This is a genomic window from Streptomyces sp. bgisy100 (assembly GCF_057709105.1).
In genome coordinates, this window is sequence record NZ_JBYITE010000003.1 from 107,668 (window position 1) to 123,407 (window position 15,740).

The window sequence follows — 15,740 nt, forward strand, 5'->3', positions numbered from 1 at the left end:
TCCGCCCCGGAACTCAGGTGGTCCAGCGGAGGACCGCGCCGAGGCCGCCGGAGGGTCCCGCCATGCCGTCGGGGACGAGCATGACCTCGGCGTCACCGGCGGCGGCGGAGCGCATCAGGGCGTCGTCGGCGCGGGCCCGTTCGGGTTTGGGGACGCCCATGGCCTGGACGTCGCCGCGCTGCACACCGACCTGGTCGGCGCCCGGCCCGATCCAGACGTCCCGGCCGGCGTCGGGGGCGATCTGCGCCAGGAGCAGCGTGGCGACCTGGTGGCTGCGGAGGGCGTCCAGCACGGCCGGAACGCCTTCGGCGGCCTCCCCCGGGCCCGCCTCGACGCTGCCGGGGCGGTGCTCGCCGCCGCGGCCCCGGCCGGCCCGGAAGTGGTCGAGGGCGTCCCGGAGACGCTTGCGGGCGTGCTCCTCCCGGATCCCGGCCACGGCCTCGTCCAGGTGCCCGTCGGCCCGGCCGGCGGAGGACCGGCTGCCGTGCTCGGTCTCCACCGTGACCGCCCGGATCTGCTGTGGCAGCCGCTCCCGGACGACCTTGCGCTCCCGCGCGTCGCCGGCGAGCACGAGCAGCCCGGCGCCGCACTCCGGCCAGGTCCGGTTGATCTCATCGGCAATGATCTCCGCGTTCTGCTTCCAGGTGTTCTCGACCCTGTTCCGGTAGTGCCACTCGTGGCGGTCCTCGGGGACGGTGCGGTGCCCGCGCCACGGGGTGCCCTCGGCCCGGCCGGCCGGTTCCTGGCGCAGCGCGTCCCACAGCTCCAGGTCGGCGCCGACGTGGTCGATGAACGCGACCAGGCAGGGCGGCTGGTCGTCGCGGAGCCCCGCCAGCGGGGCGGTGTGCGGCAGGGTCGACCAGCTCGCCTCGCCGATGTACGGGGCCGCGGCGAGCGGGAGGTCGAGCACGACCTCGGCGCCGGCGGCGAACAGCGCCCTGCCGGGCGGGGTTCCGGAGACGGGTTCCTCGGCGAGCCGGCGCATCAGCGCCTCGCAGGTGTAGGCGTCGGCGCCCGCGTCGATGAGCTGCCCCGCCACGGCGCGACGGCGGAGGTGCCACTGCTGGGCGGCGTCCTCGCTCGCCCACGAGGTGTCGATGTACACCGACGCCCAGGGGCCCGGACGGTCGAAGAGCGGTTTGAGAAAGCCGAGTTCCATGATCTCCCCCAGGCTCGGGGTCGGGTGCCCTAGGACGGTCCGAGTGCCCGGCCGGCCCGGTGGGGAAACCGGCGCAGCCGGGCCGGGCGCAAGATGTCGATTACATCTTCCGCGGGCGGGCCGGCCCCCGAAACGTAGGCGCACACCGTCCACACCTGCGAGATGACCGTTTCCCGCCAATTATCCCATACGGCCGTCATTCGAGATCCGTTCCGGACACCGGCACCGGAACCTGCTGCTGGACCCGGGCGACAGAGCCCTACGGCGGGAGGGTCAGAAGTCGAAGTCGGGGAATTCCGGCTCTGTCTCCGTATCGGGAACCGGCCGGCAGGGGCCGGTACTGGCGCGCAGAGTGATCAGCGGCTTCAGCAGGACGTGCCGGGGTGGCGAGGCGGGCGAGGTGAGCTGCTCCACCATCAGGTCGACGCCGATCCGGCTCATCTCCTTGGCCGGGATCTCGGCCGCGGTGAGCGGCGGGCTCACCTGCTCCGCCCACCGGCTGGCCGCCACACCGACGACCGAGAAGTCGCGCGGCACGCTGCGGCCGTGACGGGTCAGCCCACGGTAGATGCCCTCCAGGGCCGCTTCGTTCATGACGACCAGGGACGTGGTGGCCGGGTCGTCGTGCAGGATCCGTTGCACGACGTCCTCCCCCGCGGCGATGTCGTCGCCACTGAAGTACGCGTGCGGAGCCAGCTCCATCTCCCTCATCGCCTCGGTGTAGCCCTCGCTCCCGAGCCGTGCGTACCCGTACCCGCTGGTGAAGATCTGCTCCGACTTGTTGACGAAGGCGATCCTGCGGTGACCCAGTTCGGCCAGGTGCCGGACGCATCCGCTTGCCAGCCCGGCGAAGTCGAGATCGACCCAGCCGACCTCGGTGGTCCTGCTGTTCCGGCCGATGGCGACGAAGGGGAAGGCCGTTTCCGTCAGATGCTGGATGCGGTCGTCCTCCCGGCGGACCTCCATCACGATCACTCCGTCCACACGCCGTTCGTCGACCATCCGCCGGAACGACAGGTCCTTCCCCGACTTGCAGGGCGTGAGCAACAGGTCGTAGCCGTACGTGGTGGCGGTTTCGGCCACCCCTCCGATGAAGGCGAGCTGCACCGCCGGGTAGTCCCGGTCGGCGCCGGACGGCGGGAAGAGCAGGGCGAGCGTATGCGTCAGTTCGCGGGCCTCAGCACCACTGTGGGCCTGGGTGCCGCGCCCTGTCGCCAGCTTGTCCGTGCGCTCGGCCATGGTCAGTCGGCTGGGAGACGTTGTTCGGCCCAGATGGTCTTGCCGGTGGGGGTCTGGCGGGTGCCCCAGCCCTGGGTCAGCTGACTCACCATGTCCAGACCTCGCCCCCCTTCGTCGTCGGTGCGGGCGTGGCGCAGATGGGGGGAGGTGCTGCTGGCGTCGGAGACCTCGCAGATCAGGGTCCGGTCCCGGATCAGCCGCAGCCCGATGGGGGCGTCCCCGTAGCGGATGGCATTGGTGACCAGCTCGCTCACCACCAGCTCGGTGACGGACGCCGCGTCGGCGAGCCCCCAGATCGCCAGCTGACGCGAGGCCTGCGCCCGGGCGTCGGCCACGATGGCGGGATCCGACGGCAGCGACCAGGCGGCGACCTGGTCGGTGTGCAGGGCACGGGTACGCACCAGGAGCAGCGCCACGTCGTCGGCGGGACTCTCGGGCAGCAGGGCCTTGAGGATGATGTCGCACGTGCCGTCCAGCGAGGGCACGGCGGAAGCGAGGGCTCCGCGGAGTCGCTCGAGGCCGACACCGAGATCCTGGCCGCGGGCCTCGATCAGGCCGTCGGTGTAGAAGGAGAGCAGGCTCCCCTCGGGGAGTTCCAGCTCGGTGGACTCGAAAGGCAGGCCGCCGACGCCCAGAAGCGGCCCCGGGGCGAGCCGGACCACACTGGCCGTGCCGTCGGGGAGCAGCACGGTGGGTGGGACATGGCCGGCGCTGGCCAGGGTGCAGATGCGGGAGACCGGGTCGTAGACCGCGTAGAGGCAGGTCGCACCGATCTCACCGGCATCGGGCTCGTTCCGGACGTCGTTGTCCGAGGTCAGGTGGGTGATCAGTTCGTCGAGGTGGGTGAGCAGCTCGTCCGGAGGCAGATCGACTCCGGCGAGCGTGCGCACCGCGGTACGCAGTCGCCCCATGGCGGCCGAGGCGTGGATGCCGTGGCCGACCACGTCGCCGACGACCAGGGCGACGCGGGTGCCCGACAGGGGGACCACGTCGAACCAGTCGCCGCCCACTTCGGCTCCCCTGCCGATGGGCAGATAGCGGTGCGCGACCTCGACGGCCGCCTGCTCCGGGACCTGACGGGGCAGCAGACTGCGCTGGAGGGTGAGGGCATTGGCGCGTTCCCGGGAGAAACGGCGCGCGTTGTCCACACTGCCGGCCGCCCGGCTCACGAGTGCCTCGGCGAGGATCAGATCATCCTGCTCGTAGTGTTTCGAGCCTTCCATGCGGGCGAAGACCGCGACTCCGAGGGTCGAGCCCCGCGCTCGCAGCGGGGTAGCCATGATCGAGTGGAATCGGCGTTCCTGCCCGCGGGCGGATCTCCCCAAGCCTGCGGCGACCCACCGCGGGAAGTCGGGGTCCTCTGCTCCGCACAGCACCGTTCGACCGGTCGTCAGGGCACGTGCGGGGGGTGAGAGCGGAGGATGGCCGACGGCCTCCCCGATCTCCGTGTCGGCCTCGGGCACCCCGTCGGCACTCTGGTGCGCGACCCGGCGCAGCACCACGGCGGCGTCGGCCGGACCGGGCGACGGGTCCATCCCCCGGGTCAAGGTGTCGACCAGGTCCACACTGACGGAGTCGGCGAACCGCGGGACGGCCAGGGAGGCGAGTTCCTGAACCGTGCGCGTCACATTCAGGGTGGTTCCGATCCGGGCGCCCGATTCGTTGAGCAGAGCCAGGCGCTGCCGGGCGGCCTCCTGCTCGCTGCTGTCGAACGCCGCAGCCCCGACGCCGGCCAGCCGGCCGGTGTCGGGATTGCGGACGGGCCACATCTCGATGGTCCAGGCGCGCCGATGAGCGGACGGTGCGGCCGGGGCGAGATGCTCGTAGCGCATGGGCCGGCTCTCCTCGGCGACCCGGCGGACGCATTGCAGAAACCCCTCGTCAGCGCGGTCTCCGTCCAGCAGGTCCGCATAGGACCAGGTTCCCGCCTCAGCCACCTGCCGCTGCCCGTCTTCGGCGGCTCTGTCTTCGGCAGCTCTGCCTTCGGCGGCCCCGACGTGCCCCGCAGCCGTCTGCGCCCCCTCGTCGCCGGCGGGCCCGCCGGTCACGTGCCCTGTCGGCGGGGGCTGCCCGCCCCCGTGCGCGACGGCGTTCACCTGCCACGTGCGGGAGGTTGTGGTGTAGGTGGAGAGCGCGACGGAGGACTGGGCGAAGGCCCACTCCACCATCAGCCGGTCGTACGCCGCCTCGGCCGCACCCGCGGTGGCGGTCACGACGAACGTCCGGGCCGTTCCGTCGTCACCCAGGGACGGCTGAAGGTGCAGGTTCACATCGACGCGGTGGCCGTCCCGGTGCCGGAGTGCCGCTGCGCCGCTCCATTCCCGGGCCTCGATCAGGCAGAGCCCGGCCACCTCGGGGGAGTCCTTGTTGATCAGGAGGTCCGAGACGGGGTGCCCGACCACCTCCGAAGCGCCGTAGCCCAGCAGTTGCCGGGCCCCCTCGCTCCACCCTGTGACCTTGCCCCCCACGCTGATGATGGCCATGGGGACATCGATCGACCACCCGGAGTGACGAGTTTCCGTCGGAGAAGTGGCCATTCTTGCTCAATTCCTTCGAGCAACGTTACGCACAGTCCCATGGTGCATGCAGGGGAGGAATCGAACAAGTTGCACTCTCACTCAACGGCCCGAGGCACATCGGAGGCGTCGTCCACGCCCACGACGACCACGATCGGCAGGGGCGTCGTGGCCGCGTGGAGGGCGTTTGCAGGAGATCCGCCCCCGCAGGGCCCGGCCGCTCGGGACGTCCGCACAGCCGAGGTCAGCCGTGCGGCCGACGGCGTGGCACTTCCGTGACGGCTCCCGCCCTCAGCCCGGGAATTTCACATCCAGGGTCGATCCGTGGCGCAGGAAGACGGGGATGCGTTCCAGTGGAGCGTCGGCGGTCACGGTCCGGTCGCCGGCATGGACCGTTCCTGTGGCGGGGTCCACCCAGTCGGCGCCGGCCGGCAGGTAGACCGGGCGGCGCCGATCGCCGAGCCAGGTCACCGGGGAGACCAGCAGGTCCGGGCCGCACAGGAACTGGTCCTCGACCGTCCACGCGGCCGGGTCGTCGGGGAAGTCGAAGAACAGCGGCCGGATGACCGGTGCACCGCGGTCCGCCGCGGAGGCCATCTGTCGGTGGAGATAGGGACGAAGGTCCTGTCGCAGCCGCAACTGCCGGGTCAGGATCCGGTAGGCCTCCGGCCCGTAGGACCACATTTCGTTGGGCCCCCCGTTCCGGCCCGCAGCGTGAGCGTCCCGCGGTTCGCGGTGGCCGTGCATCCGCAGCAGCGGGCAGAAGACGGCGAACTGGAACCAGCGGATGAGCAACTCCTGGTAGTCGGGGTCGTCCGGGTCGCCACCGTGGAAACCGCCGATGTCGGTGGTCCACCACGGAATGCCGCTCAGGCCCGCGCTCAGCCCCGCGCGCACCTGCACCGCAAGTGCCTCGAAGGTGGCCGGGATGTCACCCGACCACAGAGCCGCCCCGTAGGCCTGGCTGCCGGCCCAGGCGGAGCGCACCAGGCTGACGGGAACGTCTTCGCCTTCGGCGCGCATGCGCTCGTGGAAGCCGCGCACATGTTCGCGCGGATACACGTTGGCCACCGCCGGGCCCGGGCCCGCCGCGTACCGCAGGTTGCCGAACTGTTCGGGGTACATCTCCGGTTCGCAGGCGTCCAGCCACCACAGCCGGAAGCCGAGATCGTAGTAGTTGCGCTTGACGCGGCTCCAGATGTAGTCGCGAGCCCGCTCGTCGGTGGGGTCGTAGAACACCACGGGCAGGGACTTGTGGTCGACCTGGCTGTCGGGGAAGACGTGCTGGAAGGGCTGGCCCTGCTCCGTTCTCAGCAGCAGCCGCTCATCGCGCATGTGCGCGTAGTTCTCGCTCAGGACGCTGACGGACGGCCACACGGACACCAGCGGCCGTACCCCCATGCTCTCCAGTTCCGCCACCATGCCGGCCGGATCGGGCCAGTCGGCGGCGTCGAAGCACCAGTCACCCAGGTGCGGCCAGTGGAAGTAGTCCACCGCGATCACCGACAACGGAAGACCCCGGCGCCGGTATTCGCGGGCGACGTCCAGCAGTTCCTCCTGTGTCCGGTAGCGCAGGCGGGACTGCCACAAGCCGAGGTACCGCTCCGGCAGCAGGGGAGCGTGCCCGGTGGCATCGGCATAGTTGCTCATGATGCCGCCGGGAGTCGGAGCGGTGGTGATCCAGTAGTCGATCTGATCGGCGGCGTCGGCGACCCACCGGGTCTGATCGGCGGCCAGCTCCACCCGTCCGACGGCGGGCAGGTTCCACAGCAGTCCGTAGCCTCGGGAGGAGAGGGTGAACGGGATGGTGACCTCCCCGTTGCGCTGCACCAGGTCGACCACCAGATGCTTGTGGTCGAGGCGCCCGTGGGAGTGCTGGCCCAGCCCGAAGAACTGCTCACCGTCATGGGCGGCGAAGCGCTGCTCCAGCCGATGGGCGCCCTCGCCGGCCGGTGTGAACTGGCGGGCGCCGGGCCAGGCGAAGTGACCGACGGACTCGCGCAGCAGCTCGGTTCCGTCCTGGGTACGCGCGAAACGCAGGTGGCCCCGGGGTGACAGCTCCACCCGCAGCCGTCCGACGGTGAGGATCCGACTGCCGTCGGGACCCGCGTCCACCTCCGCCGCCACGGCGGCAGGGGGCGCGGTCAGGGCTCCCGGCAGGTCGTCCCGCACACGGCCCCGGGCCGAGCGCACCCGGACGCTGTCGGCCCCCCAGGGCTCCACCCGCAGTACGTGCTCGGCGTCACCGAATTCGAGAAGGACAGCCGGACGGGAGGAGGCGGGAGGCGGGAAGCTGTTCCCTGCTGCGCCGGTGGCGGAAGCGGAGGGTGCGGGCCTGGTGCCGTCGGACGGAGACACGCTGCTCCTTTCTACGGGGCTGTGGTACAGGTCGGTGGCGGTTCGAAGGGCAGAGGTGGCGGTTCGAGGGGCAGGGGTGGCGGTTCGAGGGGCAGGGGTGGCGGTTCGAGGGGCAGGGGTGGCGGTTCGAGGCGCGGTCACTCCCTGACCGCGCCACTGGTGAGCCCGACAGCGATGTGCCGCTGGACAACGGCCAGAAGCAGCGCGGCGGGCAGGGACGAGATGACGGCCGTGGCCATCACCGAGTTCCAGCTGGTGGTGTTGGTGCCGGCACCGATGTAGTCGTACAGACCCAGCGTGACCGGCTTCCAGGTCGTGGAGTTGAGATTGAGCGTGGTGGCGAACAGGAAGTCGCCCCAGGCCAGGAGGAACGCGAACAGGCCTGAGGTGATCAGCGCATTGCGGGAGACGGGAAGCACGATCCGCCAGAAGGTGCGTACCACGCCGGCACCGTCCAATGCCGCTGCCTCCAGCAGGGACCGGGGAATGGCGATCATGAAGGCCCGCATGATGAGCACGGCGAAGGGAACGGCGAGTGTGGCGTCGGCCAGGATCAACGCCAGTGCCGAGTTGAGGATCCGGGCGGACGCGAAGATGCGGTACAACGCGTTGGCCATGACGATGCCGGGCACGAGCTGGACGACCAGCAGCACGGTCAGCAGCGTCCTGCCGCCCGGAGAGCGCAGTTGCGCCAGCGCGTAGGCCGCCGGAGCGGCCAGGGCCAGCGTCAGGGCCGTGGCGCCCGCGGCGATGATCAGGGAGGCCAGCAGATGGCCGCCCTGCTGGGACAGCGCATTCTCGTAGCCGCTGAGTGTGCCGTCGAGGGGCAGCCAGTGCGGTGAGCGCCGGGCCAACTGCTGATTGGTCTGGAAGGACGCATTCACCATCCAGTACAGCGGGAACAGCATGACGGCGACGACGGCCACACCGAACGCGGTTTTCGCCCACGTCGCGATGGCCGCCCGGCTCCGTCCGCGACGGACCGTTGCGGGCCGGCTCCGGGCAGCGCGGGCAGCTTTCATGCGCGGACCCCGGGTTCGGCGCGCAGCGTGCGCAGGTACAGCAGGGCGAAGACGGCGGCCACGACGACGAGCAGAGATCCCGCGGCCGCTCCGAGACCGAACTCCGACAGGCCGCCGAAGGACAGCTGGTAGGCGTAGGTGCTGATCGTGTTGGTGGCGTTCGCCGGGCCGCCCTTGGTCATCACCCAGATCACGTCGAAGACCTTGAGCGTGTAGATCAGGCCGAGCGTCAGGACGATGCTGATCACTGGTCTGAGCTGGGGCAATGTGACATAGCGGAACTGCTGCCAACGGCCGGCGCCGTCCAGCGAAGCCGCTTCGTACAGCTCCGTCGGGATGGCCTGCAGCCCGCTGTGGAGAATGACCATGTTGAACGGCACGCCGATCCAGATGTTGCACATCAGCACTGCGGCCATGGCGGTGTTGGGGGTGTTGAGCCACGGCACCGGTTCCTGGACCAGGTGGAGGGCGAGCAGGATCTGGTTGACGACGCCGTTGCTGGTGTCGAGCATCCACCGGAACAACGTGCCGGCGACTACCAGGGGTAAGAGCCAGGGGATCAGCATGAGCGACCGCAACAGCCGGCCGAGCGGAAACGAGCGGCGAAAGAACTCCGCCAGTCCCAGGCCGATCGTGAACTGGAAGAAGAGCGAGCCCGCGACGAAAACCACCGTGTTGACGACGGCGGTGGCGAAGGCCGGGGTGCTCAGCAGTTTGCGGTAGTTGGCGAAGCCGACGAACGGGGCGTTGCCGCTGTAGAGGGAACTGATGTCGTAGTCCTGGAAGGACAGCACCACATTGCGGGCCAGGGGGTAGAGGTAGAACACCGCGACGAACACGACGACCGGCACGGCGAACCCGATCCCGAGCCCCCGGCTGCGCGCCGCCGGAGCCACGGAGCGGTCCGGCGGCGGCCTCCTGCCGCCGCCGGCCGCCGCCGGGTGGTTGGGAAGTGCTGGAGCCACGGTCAGCTGCCCGGGAGGGTTGTCGTCGCCGTGCACCGCACACGGGTCAGCGGATCGGTGCTCATTCCGTCGCCTGCTTCTGCGCGTCGGTCAGCGCCGCGCCGGGCGACTTGCTCCCTGACAGTGCACTCTGCACCGCGGTCCACATCGCCTGCGAGTACTTCGGATATTCCGGCCCGACTTCCTCCGAACGGCCCTTGGCGCTTCCGATGGTGTCCACGAACGTCTTCACCGAGGGATCAGTGGCACGGAATTGCGCGGCCGCCTTCTCGTCGGACGGCACGTAGTTGGTGAGCTTTGCCCACTCCAGACTGTTCTCCGTCGACACCATGCACTTGATGACCTCGCCCGCCTTGCGGGCCTTCTCCCCGCTGGTGCCGATCGCCCACACCTCACCGCCGAGCGCACCGGAGGGAGTGCGCCCCGCCGGGGCGGGAACCGGCACGACGCCGAAGTCCTTCATCCCTGCCTTGCGCAGCAGGGGCAGCTCCCAGGGGCCATTGATCATCATGGCCAGCGAGCCGTTCGCGAATTGCTCCCCGACGTTCATCTGATTCCAGCTGAGCACGTCCTCGGGAGCCGAACCGGAGTCGACCAGGTCCTTCAGGAGATTCAGCGCCGACACCGCCTGCGGCGAATCGAGCTCCTTCAGGGAAGCGCCGGCGCCGAAGAAGAAGGACTCGAACTGGAAACTGCCTTCTTCCGTGGCGGGCACGGCGAAGCCGATTCCGTGCACCTGGTCGCCCTGGGTCAGCTTCTTCGCCGCGGCGCGCAACTCGTCCCACGTGGCGGGCGGCTTGACGCCCGCCTTCTTGAGCATCGACGTGTTGTAGTACAGCGCCAACTGGTTCACACCGGGCGCCACACCGTACAGCTTCCCCTGGTATTCGCCCGCGGCGACGACGTTCGGATACAGCCCGTCGGTGTTCACACCGGCCGGACCGAGGTCGGCGAGGGCTCCCGTGGCGGCGAGCTGCTGCAGATCGGGATTGTCGAGGAGAATCAGGTCCGGCAGCGCCCGGCTGTTCGCCAACTGGAGCACTTTGGTGCGCAGGTCCGGCACGATCTGCCGCTTGATGGTGACCCCGGCCTCCTTGCCGCACCGGTTGAGCTGCTCACCCAGGGGGGCCCGTCCGGGTGGGGTGGCGTAGTAGTCCATTTCGGTCAGAGTGATCTTGCCGCCGTCCGCGGACTCGGGCGGCGAGCCATCGTCGCCGCAGGAGGTCAGCAGCAGACCGGCTGCGGTGGCCGTCGCCACCAGAGCCGCGGCTGACCGGGAGCGACGGGACTTGGCAGAGATGTGCATGACGACTCCAAGGGGAAACGGTGTGCGGGCGCTGATATGCACGGCTCAGGCCTTCTGCCGACACAAGGAGAGGCAGACACGGATCAGAACGCGACGAACCGCACAATCCGCAGCGAATCATGAGTAGACACCGCTCCTGGGCATGCCGGGCCCGCGACACGGAACTCCAGGCGAAAGCTCGGCGTCCAGCCCTGTACGGCGGGCGTATCGCGAGAGCCGGGCACAACTGCCGACGTACCGCGAGCGGCCGAATCAAAGCGGAGTGGAACATGAGTGGGAGGCACTGCCGGTGGGAGGCGCTACCAGGCTGACCACCGCATGGAGCAGCGCCTCAACGGGTTCATGAACCGGTTCAATGGGGGCATTACAGGCACGCCTTTCCGGCAATGTCAAGAAATGCTCCGCATTTCCCGAAAAAGACATATTGACCGTGTGGAAAATCCGGCGGCCCCCGCAGGAACTGGAGCTGCCCCCGATCAGCCCGGTGGGGGCGATCCCGGTGCCCGGCCTGCCCGGTGGAGGAACCGGCGCAGCCGGTCCAGGGGCCAGGTGTTGATCACATCCTCCGCGGTGAGCCAGCCCCGCTGGGCCGTGCCCACGCCGTAGCGCAGGCAGTCCAGGTGGAGGGTGGAGTGCGCGTCGGTGTTCACGGCGAACTTCACGCCGTACCGCTTGGCCAGCAGGATGTTCTCGTCGGACAGGTCGAGGCGGTCGGGGTGGGAGTTGATCTCCAGGGCGGTTCCGGTGCGGGCGCAGGCGGCGAACACCGCGTCGAGATCGAGGTCGAGCGGCTGCCGCTTCCCGATGAGGCGGGTGGTGGGGTGCCCGATGATGTCGACGTAGGGGTGCTCGCAGGCGCGGACGAGCCGCTTGGTCAGGGCGTCCCGGCTCTGGTTGAAGTGGGAGTGCACCGAGGCGACGCAGAGGTCGAACCCGGCGAGGAACTCCTCCGGCCAGTCGACGTTCCCGTCCGGGTCGATGTTGAGCTCGGTGCCGTGCAGCAGCCGCATCCGGCGGTGCCTGCCGTCGAGTTCCCGCACCCGCTCCCGCTGGGCGAGCATCTTCTCGTCGGTCATCTGCTGCATGTAGAGGTTGGGCGCGTGGTCGGTGACGGCGTAGTAGCGGTGGCCGCGCCGGGCGGCGGCCTCGACCATGTCCTCCAGGGTGGCGACGCCGTCGGTGAGGTCGGTGTGGGTGTGCAGGTCTCCCCGGATGTCCGCCTCGGTGACCAGGTCGGGCAGCTCGTCGCGCAGGCCGGCGGCGACCTCGCCGCGGTCCTCGCGGAGCGTGGGCGGGATCCAGGGGAGGCCGAGGTGGGCGTAGACCTCCTCCTCGGTGCGGGACACGATCCGCCGCCCGCTCCTGGCGTGGAACAGGCCGTACTCGGAGAGCTTGAGCTTGTGCCGCACGGCCATCTCGCGGGTGCGGATGTTGTGCGCCTTCGAGCCGGTGAAGTACTGCAGGCCGGCGCCCCAGGAGTCCGGGGGCACCACACGCAGGTCGATCTGGAGGCCCTTGGTGGTGCGGATCGAGGTCTTCTTCGCGCCGTGGGCGATGGTCTCGGTGGTGAACGGCAGGCGGGTGAAGGCCTCCATGAACGGCTCCGAGCGCTCCGCCGCGACCAGGATGTCGACGTCGCCGATGGTCTCGCGCATCCGGCGCAGCGAACCGGCGTACGCGCAACTCTCGCAGCCGGGCAGCGCGGACAGCTCGGCCACGATCTCCTCGGCGACCTCCATCGCGGTGTCGACCTGGACCCGGTCGCCGGCGGCCTGCATCAGGGAGATGCCGTGCAGGATGTTCTCCTCGGTCTTCGGCCCGAAGCCCTTGAGGTCGCGCAGCCGCTCCTCCGCGATGGCGTCGCGGAGTTCGGGGACGGAGGCGATGTGCAGGTCCTCGTAGAGCGTCAGGGCCTTCTTGGGCCCGAGGGTGGGGATGGCCATCAGCTCCCGCACGCCGGCGGGGATGCGCGCGCGGACGTCCTCGACGGCGGGCATCCGGCCGGTGCGCAGGTACTCGGTCACCTTGTCGGCGATGGAGCGGCCCACGTTGGGGATCTCACGCAGGCCCGCGGCGTCGAGCCGGGAGATGTCGGTGTGGTACCCGCCGATGGCCCGTGCGGCCTTCTCGTAGGCGCGCGCCTTGAACGCGTCTCCGCCGGTGATCAGGACGAGGTCGGCGTACTCCTGGAGCAGAGCCTCGACGTCCTTATTGGGTCGGGCCACGTCCCAAGTCTAGATCCGGGGCGGGTATCGGGCCCGGGCCCACGGTGGTGTGGGGAGCGCCGGACGCGGGGCCGAAGCACGAGCCCGGCGCCCGCCCCGGTCCGGCACCGGCCGACGGGGGGCCCGTGCCGGGTGGGTGCCTTGCCGGGGGGGGCTTGTCGGGGGGGCCTTGCCGGGGGGCCTTGCCGGGCGTACGAAGCCGCGCACCGGAGGCCGGTGTCCTTTGCGGACCGGCCCCCGCCGCGGGTGTCGCCCCTCGGGGCGCTCGGGTCACATCGCCAGATGCGCCCGCAGGTGCGTGACCTCCTCGATCTCCACCCCCGCCTTGGCGAGCAGCTGCCGGGCGAGGTCGTTGAGGGCGCGGGCCGCGGCGATCTCCTCGCCGACCCGTGGCTGCTCCGGGTCGTCCGGGTGGCGGTTGGCCCGCCCGTGCGCCCGGAGCTCCGTCCCGTCCTGCACGCGCAGCAGGGCGGCTGCTTCGGTCTTGTTGTCGACCTCGCGGAACTCCATGTCGACGTGCCATCCGGTGATGGTCTGCATGACAGTCACCTCCAGCTCAGCTTCCAGGATGCGCCTCGGGGTGCCTCCGGGTCGACGCCGGGCGCGCGACGCCCGCGGGGGTTTCCGGACGGACCCCGGCGAGATGCTCCAGGAACCAGTCCCGGGCGAGGTCCGACACGGCGTCCAGGGCGCCGGGCTCCTCGAAGAGGTGGGTGGCCAGCGGTACGACGGCGAGCCGGTGTTCGCAGGTCAGCCTGGTCCCCGCCTGGCGGTTGAGGTCGAGCACGGTGGTGTCCCGGCCGCCCACGACGAGCAGGGTGGGGGCGGTGACGTCCGCGAGCCCCGGGCCGGCGAGGTCGGGCCGCCCGCCGCGGGAGACCACGGCGGCGATGCCGCAGTCGCCCTGTGCCGCGGCCCGCAGCGCGGCGGCGGCGCCGGTGCTGGCCCCGAAACAGCCGACCGGGACGCCCCCGTAGCGGCGGCGCAGCAGCGCGACCGCCCCGAGGAGCCTGCGGGAGAGGGTCTCGATGTCGAAGACGTTGGCCCGGTCGAGCTCCTCCTCGGGCGTGAGCAGATCGAAGAGCAGCGTGCCCAGACCCGCGTCGTTGAGGGCCGCCGCGACGCTCCGGTTGCGGGGGCTGCGGCGGCTGCTGCCGCTTCCGTGGGCGAACGCGACGAGGCCGCGCGCGCCCTCGGGGACCGTCAGATCACCGGTGAGCCGGACCCCGTCGGCGTCCACCCCGATCTCCCGCCGCGTCGCGGCGGGCGTGGTCCCGGGCGGCTTCGCGGGCGCTCCGTCCATTGCGGTGGCGTTCGGCGCGGTGGCCTCCGATGCTGTGGCCTCCGGTGCTGTGGCGTCCGGTGCGGCGGCGGCCGGTGCGCGGTCCGCTGCCGTGCCTCCGGGGGCGGGCTCCCGGGCCGCGCCGCCGGGCGGATCCGGGCCGGTGCCGGTTCCGGGGCCGGCTGCGGTGCCGGTTCCGGGACCGACTGCGGTGTCGGTTCCGGTTCCGGAGCCGGCTGCGGTGTCGGTTCCGGGGCCGGGGTCCGGGGCCGACCGGGCGAGGAGGTCGACGACGTCCCGGTCCGGGGTCTGGGAGAAGTCCTGGTACCACTCGCCGACCGCGTAGAACGCGCTCGGCGTGGAGAGGTACACCAGTTCGTCGGCCTCGGAGCGGAGTGCGGCGGCAGCGTCCGGGGGCGCCACGGGAACGGCCAGGACCACCCGGGCCGCGCCGTGCGCCCGCGCGACCCGGCAGGCGGCGGACGCCGTCGCGCCCGTCGCGATGCCGTCGTCCACCACGATCGCCGTCCGGCCCGCCAGGGGGATCTGCGGGCGGCCGCCGCGGAACCGCAGCGCCTGCCGCTGGAGTTCCGCCTCCTCGGTCCGCTGGACTTCGGCCAGATCCGCCTCGTCGACCCGGCTCATCCGGATGATGCTGTCGTGCACGACCCGCACGCCGCCCTCGCCGATCGCGCCGAAGCCGAGTTCCCGGTGGTAGGGGACGCCGAGTTTGCGGACGAGGATGACGTCCAGCGGTGCGCCCAGCGCGCGTGCCACCTCGGAGGCGACGGGCACCCCGCCACGGGGGAGCCCGAGGACGACGGGGTGTTCGGTGCGCAGATGGTCCAGCTGCCCGGCGAGCCGGCGCCCGGCCTCCGCGCGGTCGGCGAACCGCATGATGCACCTCCAGCCCGGGGAGACGACGCCCCGCAGGACTGGGTACCCACAAGACTGGTACGTATCGAATCAATACGAAATGCGGCGAAGATGCAACCGGGTGGCGGCAGCACGGCCCGGCGGTGCAGGGCCGCGCGGTGCGGTGGGGCGCCGCGGGACGGTACCGGGCACCGAGGGGCGGTGCGGAAGCAGGTGGCCGGAAGCGCAGGGCCTCACGGTACGGGCGTATCGGGTGGGGCGTACGGGCACGGGGCCGCGCGGTGCGGCCCCGCGCCGGCCGGGACCCGCTCAGTCCTCCAGCGCGGCCCGCACCCGGGCCGCCGTCTCCTCCGCCTCGGCCCCGTCCGCGTACCGGCCGCGGGGCCAGAAGAATCCGCGCAGCCCGTCCTTGGGGTTACGGGGCACCACATGGACGTGGAAATGCGGCACGGACTGGCTGATCCGGTTGTTGGCGGCCACGAACGACCCGGCCGCGCCCATGCCCCGCTCCACGGCGCCCGCGATCCGCTGCACCCGGAGGAAGAACGGCCCCACCTCGGCGCCCGGGAGATCGCCGAGCGTCTCGCTGTGGCGGCGCGGCACCACCAGCGCGTGCCCCGGGAAGAGCGGCCGGGCGTCCAGGAACGCCACCACGGTCTCGTCCTCGAAGACCCGGTGGCTGGGCACCTCACCCGCGACGATGGCACAGAAAACGCAGTCCACGCCCCCCATTGAACCGCCCCGCGCCGCCTCCGCCGGGCTTTTCGTCCGCACACCGGTCCCCGCTGGCCG

General features: G+C 71.2%; 11 protein-coding genes. All 11 read right to left on the reverse strand.

The window, feature by feature from the left end:
* Nucleotides 1–13 precede the first annotated feature (13 nt).
* Entirely contained in the window at nucleotides 14–1,159 is a 1,146-nt protein-coding gene (locus tag AC3EQ1_RS03425) for a baeRF2 domain-containing protein (protein ID WP_432092721.1), read from the reverse strand.
* A 273-nt stretch (nucleotides 1,160–1,432) separates the two neighbouring features.
* Nucleotides 1,433–2,398: a LacI family DNA-binding transcriptional regulator gene (locus AC3EQ1_RS03430; RefSeq protein WP_432092722.1), complete on the reverse strand. Its 966-nt coding sequence runs from the start codon at nucleotides 2,396–2,398 to the stop codon at nucleotides 1,433–1,435.
* 2 nt (nucleotides 2,399–2,400) lie between these two features.
* Entirely contained in the window at nucleotides 2,401–4,935 is a 2,535-nt protein-coding gene (locus AC3EQ1_RS03435) for an ATP-binding SpoIIE family protein phosphatase (protein ID WP_432092723.1), read from the reverse strand.
* 270 nt (nucleotides 4,936–5,205) lie between these two features.
* Nucleotides 5,206–7,272, reverse strand: coding sequence for a glycoside hydrolase family 31 protein (locus AC3EQ1_RS03440; protein ID WP_432092724.1), 2,067 nt, complete (start codon nucleotides 7,270–7,272; stop codon nucleotides 5,206–5,208).
* A gap of 137 nt (nucleotides 7,273–7,409) precedes the next feature.
* Nucleotides 7,410–8,180 (reverse strand): carbohydrate ABC transporter permease, encoded by a 771-nt coding sequence (locus tag AC3EQ1_RS03445; protein WP_432092830.1) that lies wholly within the window; start codon nucleotides 8,178–8,180, stop codon nucleotides 7,410–7,412.
* A 110-nt stretch (nucleotides 8,181–8,290) separates the two neighbouring features.
* Nucleotides 8,291–9,259, reverse strand: a complete 969-nt coding sequence (locus tag AC3EQ1_RS03450) for a carbohydrate ABC transporter permease (protein WP_432092725.1) — start codon at nucleotides 9,257–9,259, stop codon at nucleotides 8,291–8,293.
* A 61-nt stretch (nucleotides 9,260–9,320) separates the two neighbouring features.
* Nucleotides 9,321–10,565 carry a sugar ABC transporter substrate-binding protein gene (locus AC3EQ1_RS03455; protein WP_432092726.1) on the reverse strand — a complete coding sequence of 415 codons (1,245 nt, stop codon included), beginning with the start codon at nucleotides 10,563–10,565 and terminating at the stop codon, nucleotides 9,321–9,323.
* Nucleotides 10,566–11,041: 476 nt separating this feature from the next.
* Nucleotides 11,042–12,790, reverse strand: coding sequence for a DNA polymerase/3'-5' exonuclease PolX (gene polX / locus AC3EQ1_RS03460; RefSeq protein ID WP_432092727.1), 1,749 nt, complete (start codon nucleotides 12,788–12,790; stop codon nucleotides 11,042–11,044).
* 270 nt (nucleotides 12,791–13,060) lie between these two features.
* The gene (locus AC3EQ1_RS03465; protein WP_351515429.1) at nucleotides 13,061–13,330 is read right to left on the reverse strand and encodes a DUF1876 domain-containing protein; all 270 of its coding nucleotides are present in this window, start codon (nucleotides 13,328–13,330) and stop codon (nucleotides 13,061–13,063) included.
* Nucleotides 13,331–13,346: 16 nt separating this feature from the next.
* A complete protein-coding gene (locus tag AC3EQ1_RS03470) occupies nucleotides 13,347–14,969 on the reverse strand; it encodes a phosphoribosyltransferase (protein ID WP_432092728.1) in 1,623 nt (540 codons plus the stop codon).
* A 288-nt stretch (nucleotides 14,970–15,257) separates the two neighbouring features.
* On the reverse strand, nucleotides 15,258–15,671 hold the full coding sequence (locus AC3EQ1_RS03475) for an HIT family protein (protein ID WP_351508674.1): 414 nt from the start codon (nucleotides 15,669–15,671) through the stop codon (nucleotides 15,258–15,260).
* Between the last annotated feature and the right edge of the window lie 69 nt (nucleotides 15,672–15,740).

Coding starts and splice junctions, on each gene's coding strand:
- AC3EQ1_RS03425 (WP_432092721.1), bottom strand. CDS start 1,159: ATGGAACTCGGCTTTCTCAAACCGCTCTTCGACCGTCCGGGCCCCTGG.
- AC3EQ1_RS03430 (WP_432092722.1), bottom strand. CDS start 2,398: ATGGCCGAGCGCACGGACAAGCTGGCGACAGGGCGCGGCACCCAGGCC.
- AC3EQ1_RS03435 (WP_432092723.1), bottom strand. CDS start 4,935: ATGGCCACTTCTCCGACGGAAACTCGTCACTCCGGGTGGTCGATCGAT.
- AC3EQ1_RS03445 (WP_432092830.1), bottom strand. CDS start 8,180: ATGCTGTTCCCGCTGTACTGGATGGTGAATGCGTCCTTCCAGACCAAT.
- AC3EQ1_RS03455 (WP_432092726.1), bottom strand. CDS start 10,565: ATGCACATCTCTGCCAAGTCCCGTCGCTCCCGGTCAGCCGCGGCTCTG.
- AC3EQ1_RS03465 (WP_351515429.1), bottom strand. CDS start 13,330: ATGCAGACCATCACCGGATGGCACGTCGACATGGAGTTCCGCGAGGTC.
- AC3EQ1_RS03470 (WP_432092728.1), bottom strand. CDS start 14,969: ATGCGGTTCGCCGACCGCGCGGAGGCCGGGCGCCGGCTCGCCGGGCAG.